17 protein-coding genes are annotated in these 20,017 nt (G+C 71.9%); 16 read left to right on the top strand and 1 reads right to left on the bottom strand.

What is annotated here, in order from left to right:
- Positions 1 to 151: 151 nt before the first annotated feature.
- On the top strand, positions 152 to 433 hold the full coding sequence (locus tag ACFW2G_RS20940) for an HU family DNA-binding protein (RefSeq protein ID WP_007264399.1): 282 nt from the start codon (positions 152 to 154) through the stop codon (positions 431 to 433).
- A 452-nt stretch (positions 434 to 885) separates the two neighbouring features.
- Here the strand turns inward: ACFW2G_RS20940 and murA are convergent, their stop codons facing one another.
- On the bottom strand, positions 886 to 2,229 hold the full coding sequence (murA, locus tag ACFW2G_RS20945; protein WP_030771691.1) for a UDP-N-acetylglucosamine 1-carboxyvinyltransferase: 1,344 nt from the start codon (positions 2,227 to 2,229) through the stop codon (positions 886 to 888).
- Between the two features lie 263 nt (positions 2,230 to 2,492).
- Here murA and ACFW2G_RS20950 point away from each other — a divergent pair, with 263 nt between their 5' ends.
- The 15 genes from ACFW2G_RS20950 to ACFW2G_RS21020 all read left to right on the top strand — a co-directional run bounded on the left by ACFW2G_RS20950 (position 2,493) and on the right by ACFW2G_RS21020 (position 19,898).
- Positions 2,493 to 3,053 (top strand): YqgE/AlgH family protein, encoded by a 561-nt coding sequence (locus ACFW2G_RS20950; RefSeq protein WP_384446191.1) that lies wholly within the window; start codon positions 2,493 to 2,495, stop codon positions 3,051 to 3,053.
- A gap of 29 nt (positions 3,054 to 3,082) precedes the next feature.
- Positions 3,083 to 3,367: a DUF3039 domain-containing protein gene (locus ACFW2G_RS20955; RefSeq protein ID WP_030010729.1), complete on the top strand. Its 285-nt coding sequence runs from the start codon at positions 3,083 to 3,085 to the stop codon at positions 3,365 to 3,367.
- A 164-nt stretch (positions 3,368 to 3,531) separates the two neighbouring features.
- Positions 3,532 to 5,187, top strand: a complete 1,656-nt coding sequence (locus ACFW2G_RS20960; protein WP_384580608.1) for a beta-N-acetylhexosaminidase — start codon at positions 3,532 to 3,534, stop codon at positions 5,185 to 5,187.
- A gap of 293 nt (positions 5,188 to 5,480) precedes the next feature.
- The gene (locus tag ACFW2G_RS20965) at positions 5,481 to 6,398 is read left to right on the top strand and encodes an FAD binding domain-containing protein (protein WP_384446187.1); all 918 of its coding nucleotides are present in this window, start codon (positions 5,481 to 5,483) and stop codon (positions 6,396 to 6,398) included.
- Positions 6,395 to 8,668: a 2Fe-2S iron-sulfur cluster-binding protein gene (locus ACFW2G_RS20970; protein ID WP_384580611.1), complete on the top strand. Its 2,274-nt coding sequence runs from the start codon at positions 6,395 to 6,397 to the stop codon at positions 8,666 to 8,668. The genes ACFW2G_RS20965 and ACFW2G_RS20970 overlap by 4 nt, the downstream gene beginning before the upstream one ends.
- Positions 8,669 to 8,727: 59 nt before the next feature.
- On the top strand, positions 8,728 to 11,019 hold the full coding sequence (locus ACFW2G_RS20975) for a xanthine dehydrogenase family protein molybdopterin-binding subunit (protein WP_384446235.1): 2,292 nt from the start codon (positions 8,728 to 8,730) through the stop codon (positions 11,017 to 11,019).
- A 168-nt stretch (positions 11,020 to 11,187) separates the two neighbouring features.
- Positions 11,188 to 11,718, top strand: coding sequence for a hypothetical protein (locus ACFW2G_RS20980; protein ID WP_384446183.1), 531 nt, complete (start codon positions 11,188 to 11,190; stop codon positions 11,716 to 11,718).
- Positions 11,718 to 13,178: a WXG100 family type VII secretion target gene (locus ACFW2G_RS20985; RefSeq protein WP_384580613.1), complete on the top strand. Its 1,461-nt coding sequence runs from the start codon at positions 11,718 to 11,720 to the stop codon at positions 13,176 to 13,178. The genes ACFW2G_RS20980 and ACFW2G_RS20985 overlap by 1 nt, the downstream gene beginning before the upstream one ends.
- Before the next feature lie 21 nt (positions 13,179 to 13,199).
- Positions 13,200 to 14,372: a type VII secretion-associated serine protease mycosin gene (mycP, locus tag ACFW2G_RS20990; protein ID WP_384446179.1), complete on the top strand. Its 1,173-nt coding sequence runs from the start codon at positions 13,200 to 13,202 to the stop codon at positions 14,370 to 14,372.
- Positions 14,373 to 14,413: 41 nt separating this feature from the next.
- A complete protein-coding gene (locus ACFW2G_RS20995; protein WP_384446177.1) occupies positions 14,414 to 14,851 on the top strand; it encodes a hypothetical protein in 438 nt (145 codons plus the stop codon).
- A 13-nt stretch (positions 14,852 to 14,864) separates the two neighbouring features.
- Positions 14,865 to 17,150 (top strand): hypothetical protein, encoded by a 2,286-nt coding sequence (locus ACFW2G_RS21000; RefSeq protein WP_384580615.1) that lies wholly within the window; start codon positions 14,865 to 14,867, stop codon positions 17,148 to 17,150.
- Positions 17,150 to 17,704 carry a hypothetical protein gene (locus ACFW2G_RS21005; protein WP_384446173.1) on the top strand — a complete coding sequence of 185 codons (555 nt, stop codon included), beginning with the start codon at positions 17,150 to 17,152 and terminating at the stop codon, positions 17,702 to 17,704. Before ACFW2G_RS21000 ends, ACFW2G_RS21005 begins: the two co-directional genes overlap by 1 nt.
- Positions 17,705 to 17,835: 131 nt before the next feature.
- Positions 17,836 to 19,290: an MFS transporter gene (locus ACFW2G_RS21010; RefSeq protein WP_384580618.1), complete on the top strand. Its 1,455-nt coding sequence runs from the start codon at positions 17,836 to 17,838 to the stop codon at positions 19,288 to 19,290.
- Between the two features lie 42 nt (positions 19,291 to 19,332).
- Positions 19,333 to 19,530, top strand: a complete 198-nt coding sequence (locus tag ACFW2G_RS21015; RefSeq protein ID WP_037923309.1) for an Arc family DNA-binding protein — start codon at positions 19,333 to 19,335, stop codon at positions 19,528 to 19,530.
- Positions 19,530 to 19,898 (top strand): type II toxin-antitoxin system death-on-curing family toxin, encoded by a 369-nt coding sequence (locus ACFW2G_RS21020; RefSeq protein WP_037923310.1) that lies wholly within the window; start codon positions 19,530 to 19,532, stop codon positions 19,896 to 19,898. Before ACFW2G_RS21015 ends, ACFW2G_RS21020 begins: the two co-directional genes overlap by 1 nt.
- Positions 19,899 to 20,017 lie beyond the last annotated feature (119 nt).

Below are 20,017 nucleotides of genomic sequence, written 5' to 3' on the forward strand. Positions count from 1 at the left end.
GGATTCGCTTTCCCGCCGCTGGTGGGGGCAGGATGCGTAACCGGGCGAGAGGGTCTGACGTTCAGACCCGGGTCCGGGGACTGTCCTAGGGCCCTGGCAGCATCGGCTTCGATCTCACGCCTCTAAGGCAAGTTGAACACGGGAGTACAACATGAACCGCAGTGAGCTGGTGGCCGCTCTGTCCGAGCGCGCCGAGGTGACCCGCAAGGACGCCGACGCCGTTCTGGCCGCGCTCGCCGAGACCGTCGGCGAGATCGTCGCCAAGGGCGACGAGAAGGTCACCATCCCCGGCTTCCTGACCTTCGAGCGCACCCACCGTGCCGCTCGCACCGCGCGCAACCCGCAGACCGGCGACCCCATCCAGATCCCGGCCGGCTACAGCGTGAAGGTCTCCGCGGGCTCCAAGCTCAAGGAAGCCGCCAAGGGCAAGTAGTCCTGCCCCGGCACCGGGGGCCGCAGAGGCCTTCCGGATGCCGAGCACCGCAGGGACGCGGCAGTACGTGGAACGGCGAAGGGCGGCCACCCCCGGGCGGGGTGGGCGCCCGTGCGCCCCGCCGCGCGCGCGCGCCCGCCCCGCCCCGCCGGCCCGCGCCACCCCGCGCACGGGCGCGGGGCGCCCCCCCCGGGGGGGGGGGCCCCCCCTTCCGCCTGTCCGCCCATCCGGGCGCTACCGGGGCGAGGCATGTCAGCGCCCCGCAGCGCCCCGCAGCGCCCCGCAGCGCCCCGCAGCGCCCCGCAGGGCCCCCTAGGGCCCCTCGGGGCTGATCCGGGGCCCGGGGCCGCCGACGGGCCGCGGACGGGCATGCGAAAGCCCCCCGGCCCTTGTGGGGGCCGGGGGGCTTTCGCCGTCCTTACGCGGAGTGCGGCGCGCGGGACCGGCGGGGGTTACACGAGGTCGCCGCCCGGAAGCTCGACCTTCGCGCCGAGCTCGACGAGCTTCTCCATGAAGTTCTCGTAGCCGCGGTTGATCAGGTCGATGCCGTGGACCCGGGAGGTGCCCTCGGCGGCCAGCGCCGCGATCAGGTACGAGAAACCGCCGCGCAGGTCGGGGATGACCAGATCGGCGCCCTGCAGCTTGGTCGGGCCGGAGACGACCGCCGAGTGCAGGAAGTTGCGCTGGCCGAAGCGGCAGGCCGAGCCGCCCAGGCACTCGCGGTACAGCTGGATGTGAGCACCCATCTGGTTGAGCGCCGAGGTGAAGCCGAGCCGGGACTCGTAGACCGTCTCGTGGACGATCGAGAGGCCGGAGGCCTGCGTCAGGGCCACGACCAGCGGCTGCTGCCAGTCGGTCTGGAAGCCGGGGTGCACGTCCGTTTCGAGCGCGATGGCGTTGAGCGGGCCGCCGGGGTGCCAGAAGCGGATGCCGTCGTCGTCGATCTCGAAGGCGCCGCCGACCTTCCGGTACGTGTTCAGGAAGGTCATCATCGAACGCTGCTGGGCGCCGCGCACGTAGATGTTGCCGCCGGTGGCGAGGGCCGCGGAGGCCCAGGAAGCGGCCTCCAGGCGGTCCGGGAGCGCCTTGTGGTTGTAGCCGCCGAGCCGCTCCACACCGGTGATCCGGATGGTGCGGTCGGTGTCCATGGAGATGATGGCGCCCATCTTCTGCAGCACGCAGATGAGGTCCTCGATCTCCGGCTCCACGGCGGCGTTGCTGAGCTCGGTGACGCCCTCGGCCAGGACGGCCGTCAGCAGTACCTGCTCGGTCGAGCCGACGGAGGGGTAGGGCAGGCGGATCTTGCAGCCGCGCAGCCGCTGCGGGGCCTCCAGGTACTGGCCGCCCTCGCGCTTCTCGATCGTCGCGCCGAACTGGCGCAGCACGTCGAAGTGGAAGTCGATCGGCCGACCGCCGATGTCGCAGCCGCCGAGGCCCGGGATGAAGGCGTGGCCGAGGCGGTGCAGCAGGGGCCCGCAGAAGAGGATCGGGATGCGCGAAGAGCCCGCGTGGGCGTCGATGTCGGCGACGTTGGCGCTCTCGACGTGGGTGGGGTCGAGCACCAGCTCGCCCGGTTCCTCGCCGGGGCGGACCGTCACCCCGTGCAGCTGGAGCAGACCTCGCACGACACGCACGTCACGGATGTCGGGAACGTTGCGCAGCCGGCTGGGTTCGCTGCCGAGCAGAGCGGCGACCATGGCCTTGGGCACGAGGTTCTTCGCACCGCGGACACGGATCTCGCCCTCGAGCGGGGTACCGCCGTGGACAAGCAGTACATCGTCACTGATGCCGGTCATGAATCTCGCGTTCCGGAGAGGGTGGGCAGGGGGATCAGGGAAAAGGGTAAGGGCCATCACCCCCTTGTTCGTAAGGGTGACGTGGCCGTAGGACTGTCATGAATTCGGTACAACACCCTCCGTATCCACCACATGGCGGAGTGTCGCGTTCCGGCTGCTCCGTCCGTGCGCGCTCCCCGCCGCCGCTGTGCGCCCTGAACTGCGGGCGGTCCGATCCGCCCGCCCGCTCCCCGCGAAGGGGTGATGTGGGGGATCATGGCGGCATGACCGAGGTGTCCTCCCTCACAGGGCGGCTGCTCGTGGCCACCCCCGCCCTCGCGGACCCGAACTTCGACCGCGCGGTGGTGCTGCTGCTCGACCACGACGAGCAGGGCTCGCTCGGCGTTGTCCTCAACCGGCCGACCCCGGTGGGCGTCGGCGACGTACTGCAGCCCTGGGCGCCCCTGGCCGGTGCCCCCGGCGTGGTCTTCCAGGGCGGGCCGGTGGCGCTGGACTCGGCTCTCGGGCTCGCCGTCATCCCGGGCGAGGAGGGGCCGCTCGGCTGGCGCCGGGTGCACGGGGCGATCGGGCTGGTCGACCTGGAGGCGCCGCCGGAGCTGCTGGCCCCGGCCCTCGGGGGCCTGCGCATCTTCGCCGGCTACTCCGGCTGGGGGCCGGGCCAGCTGGAGCGGGAGCTCGGCGAGGGCGCCTGGTACGTGGTGGAGTCGGAGCCCGGGGACGTGTCCTCACCCGACCCGGAGCGGCTGTGGCGGTCGGTGCTGCGCCGCCAGCGCAGCGAACTCGCGATGGTCGCCACCTATCCGGACGACCCGTCGCTCAACTGACGGGCGCGGGGTTAAGTACCCTGGGTTCCATGAGCACTCTTGAGCCCGAGCGCGGGACTGGCACGGGGACCCTCGTAGAGCCGACGCCGCAGGTGTCGCACGGTGACGGCGACCACGAGCGCTTCGCCCACTACGTCCAGAAGGACAAGATCATGGCGAGCGCGCTCGACGGGACCCCCGTCGTCGCGCTCTGCGGCAAGGTCTGGGTACCGGGCCGGGACCCGAAGAAGTACCCTGTCTGCCCCATGTGCAAGGAGATCTACGAGTCCATGGGTCCCGGCGGGGACAAGGACAAGGGCGGCAAGGACAAGTAGGTCCGACCGTTCCTCCTCCCGTTCGCGGGACCGGGCCCTCGGCGCACCACGGTGCGGCCGGGGGCCTTTTCCGTGCTTTCGGGGCGCGTTAGGGTCGGCGCGACGAGCACCCGGCGGAACGTGTGTTGCGCAGGGCGCAACAGGCTGTCGCGAAGGGCTGACGCATGGACCGGATCCGCACGGGCCTGATCCCCGCACCCCGGGTGCTGCTCCCCGACGGGGACGGGCACCGCTTCGTCTTCGGACCCGAGCCCGTCCTCGACGCCGGGCCCGGCACCGGATCCGTCGCCCGCTGGATCCGGCGGGAGCTCGGAGCCGCCACCGGCTGGGCGCTGCCCGCCGCCGCCGGGGCAGGGGATGCCGCGGAGCTGCGGCTGCGGATCGACTCGGACGCGGCGGGCGACCGCGGTCCGGAGGCGTACCGGATCGACATCTCGGAGGGCGGGGCGGAGCTGACCGGGGCCACGGCCGCCGGGCTGTTCTGGGGCGCCCAGACCCTGCGGCAGCTGCTCGGGCCCGACGCGTACCGCAAGGCCCCACTGCCCGGCCGGACGTGGAGCCTGCCGCACGCCCGCGTCGCGGACGGCCCGCGGTTCGGCTGGCGCGGGATGATGCTCGACGTCGCCCGGCACTTCATGCCCAAGGACGGCGTGCTGCGCTACATCGACCTGCTCGCCGCCCACAAGCTCAACGTGCTCCACCTGCACCTGACCGACGACCAGGGCTGGCGGATCGAGATCGGGCGCCACCCCCGACTGACCGGGATCGGCGGCTGGCGGGCCCGCAGCCGCCGCGGCCACCGGGCCTCGCCGTTGTGGGACGAGACCCCGCACGGCGGCTTCTACACCCAGGACGACATCCGCGAGATCGTCGCGTACGCCGCCGAGCGGCACGTCCGGGTGGTTCCGGAGATCGACCTGCCGGGGCACTCGCAGGCGGCGATCGCCGCGTACCCGGAACTGGGCAACACCGACGTGGTCGACACCGCGGCGCTCGGGGTCTGGGACGACTGGGGCGTCTGCGAGAACGTCCTCGCGCCGACCGAGGCCGTGCTGCGGTTCTACGAGGGGGTCTTCGAGGAGGTGCTGGAGCTGTTCCCGGCGGAGGTCTCGCCCTTCGTCCACGTGGGCGGCGACGAGTGCCCCAAGGCGCAGTGGAAGGCGTCCCCGGCCGCGCAGGAGCGGATCCGCGAGCTGGGCGTCGAGGGTGAGGACGGGCTGCAGTCCTGGTTCATCCGGCACTTCGACACCTGGCTCGCCGAACGCGGGCGGCGGCTGATCGGATGGGACGAGATCCTGGAGGGCGGGCTCGCGCCGGGCGCGGCCGTCTCCTCGTGGCGCGGTTACGCGGGCGGGATCGCCGCCGCTGAGGCCGGGCACGACGTGGTGATGTGCCCCGAGCAGCAGGTGTACCTGGACCACCGTCAGGCGGCGGGCGGGGACGAGCCGATGCCCATCGGATACGTCCGCTCGCTGGAGGACGTGTACCGCTTCGAGCCGGTGCCGCCGAAGCTGTCGCCGGAGGCCGCCGCCCGGGTGTTGGGCGCCCAGGCCAACCTGTGGACCGAGGTGACGGAGGACCAGGGTCGGGTCGACTACCAGGTGTTCCCGCGGCTGGCGGCCTTCGCGGAGGTGGTGTGGTCATGGCAGCCGGCGCCCGAGGAGCGCGACTTCGCGGACTTCGAGGCGCGCATGGACGCGCACTACGGGCGGTTGGACGCCCAAGGTGTCGGCTACCGGCCGCCGGGCGGCCCGTTGCCGTGGCAGCGGCGGCCCGGCGTGCTCGGGCGCCCCGTCGAGGGCCCGCCCCCGAACGTGTGACACGGGGGCGGAGCGGCCTCCCTGAACGGCAGGGGGACGGGTTGGGAACTCTGCCTCGATTTCCCGCTATACGGGTAAAACCGGGCAATAGGGGAGGGTCGCTGTCGAAGGCGGTGCGACCGGGCCCTCCACCCCGTACGGGACACCGACCGTGACCGCGGGGCACGGGGAGGACCCTCGCGCCGGGCGGCCCGGAACATGTGCCAGAGTTGCCACGTCCCGGCGGTGAGCACGTACCGTACGGCGGACAGGCGTGAGCGCCAGGACCGGGACATCGGGAAGGGGCAGCTGGGTTGACCACGCACGCACCGCACGCACCGCACGCACCTGATTCACCCCAGGGGGCTCAGGGCCGGCAGGCGGCGCAGTCCGTGACGCTGCCGGCCTCGCTCGACGAGGCCGTCGCGGCGCTCACCGCCATGCCCGCCGCCGTTCCCGTCGCGGGCGGCACCGACCTCATGGCCGCGGTCAACGCCGGGCTCCTGCGGCCCGCCGCGCTCGTCGGCCTGGGCCGGATCAACGAGATCCGCGGCTGGCAGTACCAGGACGGCCACGCGCTGCTCGGCGCGGGCCTCACCCACGCCCGGATGGGACGTCCGGACTTCGCCGCCCTGATCCCCGCGCTCGCGGCCGCCGCGCGCGCGGCCGGGCCCCCGCAGATCCGCAACGCCGGCACCCTCGGCGGGAACATCGCCACCGCGGCGCCCACTGGTGACGCGCTGCCCGTGCTGGCCGCGCTGGAGGCCGTACTGGTCATCGCCGGCCCGGACGGGCAGCGCGAGATCCCGGTCTCCCACCTGCTGGCCGGGCGGGAGATGCTGCGGCCCGGCGAACTCATCGGCTTCGTCCGGGTGCCGCTGCTGCACGCCCCGCAGGTGTTCCTCAAGGCCACCGGGCGCACGGGCCCGGGGCGTGCGGTGGCGTCCGTCGGCCTGGTGCTGGACCCGGCCCGGCGCGGCGTTCGCTGTGCGATCGGCGCCGTGGCGCCCATGCCGCTGCGGCCGCTGGAGGCCGAGCAGTGGGTGGCCTCGCTGATCGACTGGGACGGCGGGCGGAACCTGGCCCCCGAGGCCCTGGAGGCCTTCGGCGAGTACGTCGCGGCCGCCTGCGTCCCCGACCAGGGGGAGCCGGTGGCTCCCGGCGTACTGCACCTGCGGCGGACGGTGGCGGTACTGGCACGCAGGGCCCTCGGAAGGGCGCTGACCTCATGAGCGAGAACGAGAACGAGAACGTGACCCAGGGGAACGGCACGGCGGGCTGGGGCTGGGAACCGGTCCCGCAGGGCGGCGAGTACGACTCGGACGCCACGGCCTTCGTGAAGCTGCCGCAGGACATGCTGGACGCGCTCGGCACCGGCGAGCCGCTCGCGGCACCCGGGCACGGCTATGTACCGCCGCCGATGATCGTGCCGCTGGGCTCGGCCAGTACGGACCCGGCGGCCACGGGCACGTGGGCGGTCCCGGCGCAGTGGCCGGAGACGGGCGGGGACGCGTCGGGGGCCTCCGCGGGCGCGGGTGCGGCTTCCCGGTCCGGTTCCGCTGCCGGTCCGGCGGGCGGGTCCGTCGGCGGGCCGATCCCCGCGACGATCCCCATCCCGGCGTCGGTGGCCGCCGCGTTCGCCGAGTCCGAGCCCGACTCCGCGCCGGATCACAACCCGGATCACAACCCGGATCACAACCCGGATCACAACCCGGATCACGACCCGGATCGCGACCCGGGCGCGACGGCGGAGTGGCGCTTCCCCGACGCGGTGCGCGAGCCCGCGGAGGCGCCCTCGGCGACCGGCCAGTGGGACGTTTCCGACCCCGCCCGGCAGCAGGGCGACTTCCGCACGGGCGGCAGCCTGGACGCGGACTGGAGCCAGGCCCCGGCGACCCTGCCCGGCGGTGCCCCGGCACCGTGGGCCTACCTGACGCAGCAGCAGCCGGCCGCCGGGCCGGACCAGGGCCAGGCCCGGACGCAGGCCCAGGACGCCGGTGTCCTGCCGGGCACGGACGAGGCCGCCGCCGCTTCGGCCGCCGCAGCCGCCACGGCGCACGCCGCCGGACGCCTGCTCGGCGGGCCCGGTGTGGGCGTCGCGGGGCGCGGGCCGCGGGTGCTGGGCGGGCCCGGCGTGGGGACCGCGCTGCAGGAGGCCGAGCCCGCGCACCGGGCGCCGCACGACATCGAGGCCGCGCACGGACCCGCGGCGACGGCACACGCGGGGGAGCGGCCGCACCCGGGAGCCCCGGCGCAGGAGCCGTCCGCGGCGGCCGGCGGTGCGGACCCCTTCGGTGGGGCGCATGTCCAGGCCCCGGGCGCGGATGCCGCGCAGCCGGCCGAGCCGGAGCACTTCGCCCAGCCCGCTCACGGCGGGCACGCCGAACACGGCGGGCACGCCGCGTTCTTCGGGAGCGCCGAACACGGCGAACACGGCGGGCACTCCGACCCGGCCGCGTACCCCGAACACGCCGCGCACCTCGGACACACCGGGCACACCGGGCACACCGTGCACCCTCCGCATCCCGCGGACACTGACGGGCACGGTTTCGCCGCCTTCGGGCAGGCGCCGGAGCGCGCCGAGCGCGAGCCCGAGCCCGCCCCGGCCGGCCACACCGCCGAGCCCGAGCCCGCCCCGGCGGACGGCCCCGGCCTCGCCGAAGCGGGCCGGGGGCCCGCACCGGACCACGCCGACGCCGAGGGCTCGGCGCCCGCCGGGGCCGCCCCTGCCCGCGGGGAGGTCCCGGTCGCGTCCACGCCGGTGGCGGACACCGCCGACAGCGCGGCGGAGCTCCCGCCGGAGGGAACCGGCGAAGGGGTCCCGGCCGAGGTGCCGGCGTACGCGGAAGAGCCCCGGCCCGCCGCCGACGTGCACCACGAGCACCCCCACGCCTCCTACGTGCTGCGCGTCAACGGCGCCGACCGCCCCGTCACCGGGGCCTGGATCGGGGAGTCCCTCCTCTACGTGCTGCGCGAGCGCCTCGGCCTCGCCGGCGCCAAGGACGGCTGTTCCCAGGGCGAGTGCGGCGCCTGCGCCGTGCAGGTCGACGGCCGGCTCGTCGCCTCCTGCCTGGTCCCGGCGGCCACGGCCGCCGGCAGTGAGGTCCGCACCGTCGAGGGCCTCGCGGCGGGCGGGGAACTCTCCGACGTGCAGCAGGCGTTGTGCAGGTCGGGTGCGGTGCAGTGCGGATTCTGCGTACCCGGCATGGCCATGACCATCCATGACCTGCTGGAAGGCAACCACGCCCCCAGCGAGCTGGAGACCCGCCAAGCGCTGTGTGGCAACCTCTGCCGTTGCTCCGGCTACGCGGGGGTCGTCGAGGCCGTGCGCGAGGTCGTGGCAGGGCGCGAGGCCGCGTCGGCAGCGTCCGCGGCAGCGGCACAGGCCCCGGAACCGGGGCACGGGCACGTTCAGGGCCAGGGCGAGGGCGCGCCGGAGCCGCGCATCCCGCACCAGGCAGCGCCCGGCGAGGGCGGCATCCACCACGGAGGCACGGTGTGAGCGGGCAGGACGCGGCGACGGCGACGGCGACGACCGCCGTGAACGCCACGGTGACGGCCATGGCGGCCCCGGGCGCGCCCGACGCCGCACAGCCGCAGGCACCGCGCGGCATCGGAGCCTCCGTCGAGGCCACCGACACCCGCGCCAAGACCGAGGGCACCTTCCCCTACGCCGCCGACCTGTGGGCCGAGGGCCTGCTCTGGGCCGCCGTGCTGCGCTCCCCGCACGCCCACGCCCGGATCCTCTCCATCGACACCAAGGCCGCCGCGGAGATGCCCGGCGTGCGCGCCGTCGTCACCCACGCCGACGTGCCGGGCGCCACCACCCACGGCCGCCGGATCGCCGACCGCCCGGTGTTCGCCCACGACGTCGTACGCCACCACGGCGAGCCCATCGCCGCCGTCGCCGCGGACCACCCCGACACCGCCCGCCTCGCCGCGGCAGCGATCGCCGTCGAGTACGAGCTCCTCGACCCGGTCACCGACCCCGAGCAGTCCTTCGGCGCCCCCGCCCTCCACCCCGACGGCAACCTGATCCGACACATCCCGCTGCGCTACGGCGACCCGGAGGCCACCGGCGAAGTCGTCGTCGAGGGCCTGTACCGGATCGGCCGCCAGGACCCCGCCCCGATCGGCGCCGAGGCCGGACTGGCCGTGCCCCGCCCCGACGGCGGCGTCGAGCTCTACACCGCCTCCACCGACCCGCACACCGACCGCGACCTGGCCGCCGCCTGCTTCGGCCTGGAACCGGACCGCGTGCGCGTCGTCGTCACCGGCGTGCCGGGCGCGACGGCCGACCGCGAGGACGCCGCCTTCCAGCTCCCGCTCGGCCTGCTCGCGCTGCGCACGGGCTGCCCAGTGAAACTGGCCGCCACCCGCGAGGAGTCCTTCCTCGGCCACACCCACCGCCACCCGACCCTGCTGCGCTACCGCCACCACGCGGACGCGGAGGGCCGTCTGGTCAAGGTCGAGGCGCAGATCCTGATGGACGCGGGTGCGTACGCCGACGCCTCCGCGGAATCCCTGGCCGCGGCGGTGGCCTTCGCCTGCGGCCCGTACGTCGTCCCGCACGCCTTCGTCGAGGGCTGGGTCGTACGCACCAACAACCCGCCGTCGGGCCACGTCCGAGGCGAGGGCGCCATGCAGGTGTGCGCCGCGTACGAGGGCCAGATGGACAAGCTCGCGGCCGCCCTCGGCATCGACGGCGCCGAACTGCGTCTGCGCAACGTCCTGGCGACCGGAGACCTCCTCCCGACGGGCCAGACGGTGACCTGCCCGGCCCCCGTGGCCGAACTGCTCCGCGCGGTGCGCGATTTCGAACTGCCCGCGCTGCCCAAGGACGCCCCCGAGGACGAGTGGCTGCTGCCCGGTGGCCCGGAGGGCGCGGGCGAGCCCGGTGCGGTGCGGCGCGGTGTCGGTTACGGGGTCGGCATGGTGCACATGCTCGGCGCCGAGGGCGCCGACGAGGTCTCCACCGCCACGGTGAAGGTCGTGGGCGGCGCGGCCACGGTCATCTGCGCCGCGGTCGACACCGGCCAGGGCTTCGGCACGCTGGCGCGCCAGATCGTCCAGGAGGTCCTGGGCGTCGACGAAGTGGTGGTGGCCCCGGTGGACACCGACCAGCCGCCCGCCGGCCCGTCGGCGCACGGCCGGCACACGTGGGTGTCGGGCGGCGCGGTGGAGCGGGCCGCGAAGATGGTCCGCACCCAGCTGCTGCAGCCGATGGCCCACAAGCTGGGCATGTCCACCGAGCTCCTGCAGATCCAGGACGGCCGCATCACCTCGTACGACGGCGCGTTCTCGATGTCGGTCGCGGAGGCGATGGCGGGCAAAGAACTCTGGGCGACCGCCCAGTGCCGCCCCCACCCGACGGAGCCGCTGGACGCGGACGGCCAGGGCGACGCGTTCGTGGGCCTCGCCTTCTGCGCGATCCGCGCGGTGGTGGACGTGGACATCGAGCTGGGCTCGGTACGGGTGGTGGAGCTCGCGGTGGCCCAGGACGTCGGCCGCGTCCTGAACCCCCGCCGCCTGGAGGCCCGGATCGAAGCGGGCGTCACCCAGGGCCTGGGCGCGGCCCTGACGGAGAACCTCCGTACGGTCGCCGGCCTGGTCCGCCATCCCGACCTGACGGGCTATGCCCTGCCGACTGCGCTGGACGCCCCGAGGGTCCGCATCGTCAAGCTGGTGGAGGAGCGCGACGTGGTGGCCCCGTTCGGCGCGAAGGCGGCGAGCGCGGTCCCGGTGGTGACGACCCCGGCGGCGATCGCCTCGGCGGTCCGCGCAGCCACGGGCCGCCCGGTCAACAGGCTCCCGATCAGGCCGTCCGCGGCGGTGGGAGTGCCCAACTCGTGACCGTGTGAGTCGCATTGCACGTGCAACCCCGGACTTGGGGCTGTCGGTGCCGGTCGCTAGAGTGATCGACGAGAGTGCGCGCGCACACGTGCGAACGGGTGCGAACGGGGACGGGGAGCGGCGCCGCGCGCCGCGACCGCGGGGAGACGGGGAGTCGGGGAGGCCATCGTGGCAGAGGACAACGGCGGGATTCTGGCGATGGTCTCATCGGGGGACGTCGCTGCATCCATCAGGGCCCAGGCGGAAGCGCAGGCGAGGGCCGCGGCCCTGCAGGTCCAGTACGACGACCTGAAGGACTACCAGAAGCTGGTGGACGGACTCCTGACGAAGCTTCAGGAGTCCCCGGCACACCACGGAAAGCTGGCGGACGGCACGCTGCCGACGGGCGCTCTGGGCACGGGGTTCCCGGCCGCCGACAAGCTCAACAAGTCCTACATCACCGTCCACTCGGAGCTGCAGAAGCTGTCGAAGGGGCTGGCGGTGCAGATCGAGGCCCTGGGCATCGCAGTTCAGTGGGCGGGCAAGGGCTACAGCGAGGTGGACGAGGAGACGAAGCGCCGCATGGCTCTCCTGGCCAAGCAGGCTCACGATCAGTATGTCCCGAAGCGTGACCCGTACGCGGAGAAGCCGGCGGAAAGCCCGCAGCCCGAGTCGAACGCGCCTCAGCCGAACGGGACGAGGAAGGGCGCCGACTTCTGATGAGCGAGTTCGAGGGCTACACACACGCACAGCTCTACGGGATGATCGCCGCGCTTGACGACGAGGTGGTCAGCGCCCTCGGGACGCAGCTCACCGAGGCGGCCAAGACGATCAAGGAGATCGGCGACAAGCTCAAGGACCACAGGGTCAAGGGTTGGGAGGGCGAGGCCGCCGAGTCCTTCCAGAACTGGGTGAACCAGACCGGAAGCGCGACGCTGGTCCTGGCCGATTACAGCGAGGCCAGCGGGAAGTACCTGACGCAGACGGCCCAGGTCATGCGTGAGGTCAAGCCGAAGAACGGCACCGGGGACATGCCGAAGTACAGCGCGTCGGCGGAGGCGAGTCTTAAGGAGGACCTCGCGACGTCCCGCAAATACCACAACGACCCGGACGCGGTACAGCTCGGGCAGGAGGCCTGGTCGAAGCTGAGCGGAGACCACGCGCGTGCCGTGGACGCGATGAACAAGCTGTCCGGGTCCTACGAGCAGTCGTCGACACAGATGGACAACACGAAGATCCCGACCTTCCCGCCGCCGCCGGGTGTGTTCGTGCCGGTTGACCACTCAGGCAGTGAAGACATCGCCCGCCCGGGTGGTAGCTCCCCCCAAGGAAGCTACTCGGGTGGTTCCGGATACGGATCATCCAGCCCAGTCGGCCACAGCGGATCCGTGAGCGAAACGGGTTCGGTGAGCGGTCCCGGGTCGAGGCCGAGCGCCACGCTTCCGCCGACCTTGCCTCCGGCGATCCCGGACCGTGAGGTGGACGTCGATCTCGACGCCGTCACCGCACTCCCCGACCGTCCGGTGTCTCCGGTGTCGACCACGCCGGGTGGCTCGCTTCCCCTGAACCCTGTTGGCCCCACGCCAGGACCGGTAGCCCCGCCTGTGGCCTTCCCTCCGGTAGGCGGAATGAAGGGACCCGGTCCCGTAGGAACCGGTCCTGGTCTCGGCCCGTACCCGAGTCTGACCGGTCCAGGAGCGCCGGGTGGCAAGGCGGCCGGTATGCCTGGCATGCCCCCACGTGACACCGGGATCATGGGTGGCCGTCCCATTACCGCTACCGGACCCAGCTCGGGGATTCCGCGCGGGACGGTTATTGGCGAGGGGGCTCACGCTGGCCGTCCGCTGGGCGGCGGGATGGGCCATGGTGTCGGTGGCGGTCTCGGCGGCAGCCAAGCAGGCCACCCGGTGGGGCGTCGACTGGCCACGGAACCGGGCGGTGTTCTCGGAGGACGGCAGGCCGGTCCCGTTGGTCGTCCCGCTTCAAGCGGCCAGCCGTTTACCCAGGGCGGCTCAGGCCTCGTGCGCGGCAGCGCGGGTTCTGTGGGGCACGCGGGCGCGGGTGCCCCGGGTTCCGGCAAGCGACGCAGCGATCAGGGTGGAGAGCGCCCCGACTATCTGACAGAGGACGAAGAGACCTGGCAGGGTAGCCGCCGTGTTGCTCCGCCTGTGATCGACTGAGCAGAACGGACGTTGCACGGGATGCACATGCGTAAGGTGACTGCGGCTTTGGTGGGCCTCTTGCTGGCCGGGGTTGCCGCGACCCCGGCCCAAGCGGAGACGATCCGGTCGCGGCAATGGCATCTCGACGCCATGAAGGCCGACGAAATTTGGAAGATCGCTAATGGTAAAGGGATCACCGTTGCGGTGATCGATACGGGTGTCAATCAGATCCCCGAGCTTGAGGGGCAAGTCCTCCCCGGCAAGGCTTTTCCCTTTACGGACGCCGAGGTTGGTCGAGACAACGACTACTTTGGCCACGGCACCAGCATGGCTGCCCTGATCGGGGCTACTGGAAAACATCCCAGCGGTGACGGTTCGTATGGCCTAGCTCCTGGTGTCAAGATCCTCCCGATTAGGGTGCCCGATCAATTCGAGACCGCGACGACGCCGAATCTGGTCGCGGCGATTAAATTTGCTGCGGACTCCGAAGCCAAGGTCATCAACATTTCGCAAGGGCTTGTGGGGAAGCCGGAGGACGATCGAGCGCGTGCTGAAGCCGTGCGGTACGCCCTTTCAAAGGGCAAGTTGATCTTCGCGGCTGCTGGTAACACTGGAGATGCGACCAACTTGATCGAGTATCCGGCCGCTACTCCTGGGGTGGTGGGTGTAGGAGCTGTAGATGCTGAGGGCGAGCCGACCAAGGAGTCGCAGCACGGGCCCCAAGTGGACGTCGCCGCGCCCGGTGTGGACATCGTCACGGCATGTACTGGCAAGTCAGGGCTATGTAAGACCCACGGCACCAGTGACGCCTCCGCCCTCGCATCGGCCTCCGCCGCCCTCCTCTGGTCCGCCCACCCCGAGTGGACCAACAACCAGGTCCTTCGGGTCCTCCTGAATACGGCGGGCAAGCCCGTCGACGGCTCTCAGCGCAACGACTACATCGGCTACGGCATCGTCCGCCCCCGAGTCGCCCTGCAAACGCCCGGGGACCCCGGTCCCGCCGATGTCTATCCGTTGCCCGACCTGGCTGCGGCGGCCAGCGGCGGCAAGCCCTCAGCGGCCGCCCCCACCGGCCCACCGACATCCAAGCCCGCCGCTGCCGAGGAGACGAAGAGCGGCAGCTCGCTCCTCTGGGTCGGGCTCGGGCTGGGGGCGTGCGTGCTCATCGGCGGGGCCGTGACCGCGGTCGTCGTCGTACGCCGTAACCGTTGATCTGATCTGGTCTGATCCGTTCCGACTCGGAGGTTCGCGCGATGTCGTTCGACGAAGAGTGGTCGGCGGCCCGCGCCACGGCCACCGCCAATGTCACGATGCGGCTCAACCAGGCCCCCGCCGAACCCAACCCCGGCAGACCCGCCGGATCCGGCGGCGCTGATCTCGCGCTCAACCAGGACCAGATCGGAGCGATCGGCTCCGAGGCGTACAAGCTGCACACCCGACTGCAGACCGACGGCAAGCACGCCGCCACCGCGACCGCCGAGGCTGCCGGGGCGCTCACCCGGGAGGGATTCGCGAGCGGGGCCGCCCTGCTCAAAGCCAACACCCTCTGGGAGAGCCAGGTGAAGACCCTGGTGGCCGCCTGCGCCAACATCTCCAACGGCCTCAACTACTCGCTCTCCTCCCACGCCAAGGACGAGCAGCAGCTCCACGCGGACTTCACGGCGTCCGCCATCGACAAGTACCTGAAGTAGGCGAGGCGTCCGCATGCTGACGTACGAGAACGTGATGAACGCGCCCCTGGACAAGCTCCAGACCGCGGTCACCGACTGGACGGCCATGGCCGGTAAGTTGGACGAGATGGCCGAGGCTGCCCGCAACGGCATGAAGGCGAAGTCCGACAAGGCCGAGTGGAGCGGGATCACCGCCGGAGTGGCACGCGGGTTCGTCGACAAGACGGCGAAGGAGTTCGAGGACGCGGCCAAGGCGGCCAAGGGCATGCACCTGGTCCTCGCCGACGCGCACGCCACCTTCAAGGCCGCCCAGGATGAGCTGAAGAGGCTCGCGGCGGAAGCCCCCGCAGCCGGTTTCCGGATCGACGCCACCGGGCGGGTCAGCGTCATCCCCCTGCCCACCGAGGCCGAGCGGAACGCGGCCCGCCACGACCCCGACTACCAGCAGACCCTCAACGCGAACCGCAACGCCTGGCAGTCCCAGGTCAACCGGGCCGTCGAGAACGCTCAGGACGCCGATGACTCCCTAGTCCGCGTGCTCCAGGCGAACACGACGGACGAACACGACTTCAGCGGACCGAAGTTCACCACCCTCGACGCCGAACAGGTCTCCCGCGCAGCCGACCTGATGAAGAAGGTCACCGGCGCGGGCGGCACGGCCCGCAACGTCGAGGCGCTGCGCGAGCTGGAGGAAGTGCTCGACGACAACCGCGACGACCCCGAGTTCTCGACGGGCCTGTTCCGGACCATCGGTGCCGAAGGCACCCTGCAGATGTACTCCGCGATGTCCCTGGACGCGACAAGTTTGGGTACCGCCGGCAAGGACCGGGCGCTCATGGTCTCGAACATCCAGAGCGACCTGGGCGCGATGCTCGGCCTCGCCACGCACAAGGACGTGCCGGGCCACCTCGACGCGGCGTGGACGACCCAGCTCATGAAGGCCGGGCGTAAGGAGATGGATGTCTTCGGCGGTGTCCGGCAGATCTACGGCTACCAGGCCCTCGGCGCGCTGCTGCGCGAGGGGAAGTACGACACGGAGTTCCTGACCTCTGTGGGCCGCGACATGGTCGCCATGGACCGTGAGGACCCGCAGGCCTGGGAGTTCCACACGCCGATCGGCCTGGAGACCGTACTCAATCAGGGGTCGGAGGGCGGCCGCGGCTTCTACCCACTGACTGGACTCATGGAGGCACTCGGCAACAACCCGGACGCGGCGACGGCCTTCTTCAACGAGCCGGTCCGCGAGGACAGCAACAAGGACGGCATCGTCACGAAGGACGACAAGCCGGTCGGCGGCCAGCACGGCAAGGACCGGGGCATGGTCGACTACATGCTCGACAAGAAGCCGTACATGGACGGCTTCGACATCGTCCCGACCGGCGACCTCCGCCCGGCCCAACAGGCCCTCGGTGACGCGCTGATGGCGGCCGTCTCCCACCGGGGCCCCGGCGACGAGGACGCGCCGCCGGTCGCGCACACCAAGGAGATGGCGGCGGTCATGGAACGGATCGTCGAGAAGATCGGCGACGAGCCGGATCTGGTCGACGCCGACCCGGGTGACCCGGAGGGCCCGCTGAACGGGCTGTCCGGGCACTTCGGCCAGATGGCGGCGGAGTACATGCCGGACATCCAGGCGGCGGCGGAGAAGAACAGCGGATTGATCAAGGCCAATGGGGTGATGGCCGAGTTCGACAAGTCCCAGATGGCGAGTTTCGTGGGCGCTGTGGGCCAGGACCCCGAGGCTTATGGTGCGATCACGAACTCTCAGCGGGCGTTCACCACGACACTCGTCAACGACGTGATCGCTCACCGCGACGAGTACGCCGACCTGGATGCAGGTATCCAGAGCGCCGTGCACCCTGGCGGTGAGATCGCGGGCATTCTCTCCGAAGCGCGGTCCCAAGGGGTGTATGCCGGGAACGGTCATAAGCAGGAGGAGTACGTCAAGGGCGTCGAGGACACGGCAAAGTGGATCAACCGCGGTATCAGTGCCGCCGGCGGCAAGTATCTGGAGATGGTGCCGCTGGCCGGTGACATCGTGGAGTGGCTCCAAGAGGACATCACAGAGAGTGTGGTCGAGGGCGCGAAGAAGGACGTCGTGAACAGGACCGCCGACAGTGACCAGGCTGCGGCTACCGCGTACGTCGACGCGCAGCAGGCAGCCGGGGCTTCGGCTGCTGCTTCCGTACGGAAGGCGGCGGAGGGTTCGGGTATGAGCGAGCGGACCATCGGTGCACTCGCCGGAGTCGCGGGGACCGCGACGACGAACGCTTACAGCGCAGGCCGGGACCTCGTGGCGTCTTCGAAGGGGAGCTCTTGATGCCGGAAGGCGCTGCCCGTGGCGTTACCCGTCGCAGAGCCGCCGCCCTCCCCGTGGCGGGGGCTCTGCTGCTGGTGGGCTGCTCTGGTGGGCCTGCGCCCGTGGCGTCAAGACTGCCGGAGTCGACGTGCTTCGGGGCCTTCACGCCGTCCGATCTCGCGCCCTTGCTGGGCAGGGGTGACGATGTCAAGGTCGACTCTCCGGCCGACCTCGCTCTGAACTCGCAACGACGCGCCGCGACCTGCAACATCTACGTCGATGGCAAGAGCGGCGTGCTGGCTTGGGCGAAGTGGCAACCCGTCGGGCAAGAATTCCATTGGCCGCTGGACGACCTGAACGCCGAGTCGATTCCCGCCGTTGAAAATGGCAAGGTGTGGGATACGGGTGCGGCAGCGGGAATCTCCTGCCAGGGATCCGAGGAGCCCTTCCAACTGGAGCTGTGGCTCAGTGGGTCCATAAGTGGCAAGAAGTCCACCGATACTCGCGTGCTACTCACCGGACTCATGCAGAAGTACGCCGACTACGCCAAGCGACAGAACCAGTGCCGCGCCTGACAAGGCAGGCAAAGGCCGAGGCCCCGGACCGCAGTCACCCTCGGCGCGCGTGGTCCTAGGACCCGGGGCCGAGTGCGGGATCGGCCTAACGGACAGGGTCGAAATGGGGCTGTGCACCTTACTCTGGGGCGATGAGCGCCCTCGAGCCCCGCGTGCCCCAGAGAACCGCAGACCTTCCGACCCCGTCGCAGGGCGGGGTCATGGGGCCCGCGTACCGGACGCTCAGCATCGGGATCATCTCGGTCGTCTTCCTCATCGCCTTCGAGGCGACAGCCGTCGGCACGGCCATGCCCGTCGCCGCCCGTGAGCTCGACGGGATCGGGCTGTACGCCTTCGCCTTCTCCGCCTACTTCACCACCAGCCTCTTCGGCATGGTCCTGTCCGGGCAGTGGGCCGACCGGCAGGGGCCGCTGAAGCCGCTGACGGTCGGCATCGCCGCGTTCGCCCTCGGGCTCGTGGTCTCCGGGACCGCCGGCGCCATGTGGGTGTTCGTCCTCGGCCGCGCCGTGCAGGGCTTCGGCGGTGGGCTGGTGATCGTCGCGCTGTACGTCGTCGTCAGTCGGGCCTACGAGGAGCGGCTGCGGCCCGCGATCATGGCTGCCTTCGCCGCCAGCTGGGTCGTCCCCTCCATCGTCGGGCCGCTGGCCTCCGGGACGGTCACCGAGCATCTCGGCTGGCGGTGGGTGTTCCTCGGCATACCCGTGCTCGTCGTCGTCCCCCTCGTCGTCGCGCTGCCCGCCATCCGCCGGACCGCCTCCGGTCCCGTGGGCGGCGAGCCCGCGGCGTTCGACCGGCGGCGGATCCGGCTGGCGCTCGGGATCTCCGTCGGGGCGGGTCTGCTCCAGTACGCCGCCCAGGACCTGCGGTGGCTCTCGCTCGTTCCGGGCGTCGCCGGCGCGGCCCTGCTGGTGCCGGCCGTGCTGGGGTTGCTGCCGCGCGGGACGTACCTGGCCCGGCGCGGGCTGCCGTCCGTGGTGCTGCTGCGCGGGGTCGCGGCGGGGGCGTTCATCGCCGCCGAGAGCTTCGTACCGCTCATGCTCGTCACCCAGCGGGGGCTGAGCCCGACGATGGCCGGCTTTTCCCTCGCGCTCGGCGGGGTGACCTGGGCGGGCGGCTCATGGGTGCAGTCGCGGGGGCGGACGGCGCCCTACCGGCAGCGGCTGATGGTGATCGGCATGGTCCTGGTGGCGCTGGCCATCGCGGCCGCACCCGCCGTGCTCATCGAGTCCGTGCCCGTGTGGACGCTGGCCCCGGCCTGGGCCGTGGGGTGTCTCGGGATGGGGCTGGTGATCGGTTCCACGAGCGTGCTGCTGCTGAAGCTGTCCGCACCGGAGGAGGTCGGTGCCAACTCCGCCGCCCTGCAGATCTCCGACGCGCTCGCGAACGTCGTCCTGCTGGCCGCCGGCGGAGCCGCCTTCGCCGCGCTCGGCGGCGGAGCGGTCGGGGCCGCGCACGCGGTGACCGCCGGCGGGGCGGGAGCCTCGCACCCCGCCGCCTTCGCGGTCGTGTTCCTGCCGATGGCGTGCGTGGCGCTGGTGGGGGCGTGGGTCGCGACCCGGTTGGAGCCGGCTCCCGAATCCGCGTGACACCGCGTGACACCGCGTGGTACCGCGCGGTACCGTCATTCCATGGCTGGTCTCAACGTCAGATTCACCGAAGAAGAGCTGGACGCCCTGCGTGAGCGCGCCGAGGCGGAGGGCCGGAGCATGCAGTCCTTCGCGCACGACGCGGTCATCAAGGCCATAAACGAACACTCCCGACTGTTCAACGAGGCGGCGGAGCATGTGCTGAAGGCGAGCGCAGAGCTCAACCGGAGGCTTGCCTGATGCACTACCTCACGCTTCCCGAGCTACTCAACCTCGCGGAGCGTCTCGGAGCGGACGAAGTGCGCGACTACGGTCTCCTCGACTCGGCACTGGCGCGCCCGCAAGCGAGTGTGTTCGGCCAGGACGCCTACCCGGACATCTGGCAGAAGGCAGCGGCTCTGATGGAATCGCTGGCTCGCAACCACGGGCTGGTAGACGGGAACAAGCGCATTGCCTGGTACGCGACCTGGGTCTTCCTCCACATGAACGGGCATCCGCTCGACCCCGAGTTCGACGTGGACGAAGCCGAGCAGTTCGTGCTGGACGTGTGCCAGGGGGCTCTCGACGTACCCAAGATCGCTGCGCAGCTGCCGAGGTTCGCGCGCTGAGGCAGGCGATGTGACGCTCGCCGCACCGCCCGAGGTCACGGGCCTGTCCCTCCGCGGGGGGCGGGCCCGCCCCGGTAAGGTGGCCCGGTTGTCCTACGTACGACCGCCGCCGAGAGCAC

This window comes from Streptomyces sp. NPDC058880, assembly GCF_042742535.1.
In the GTDB taxonomy this organism is placed as follows: Bacteria; Actinomycetota; Actinomycetes; order Streptomycetales; family Streptomycetaceae; genus Streptomyces.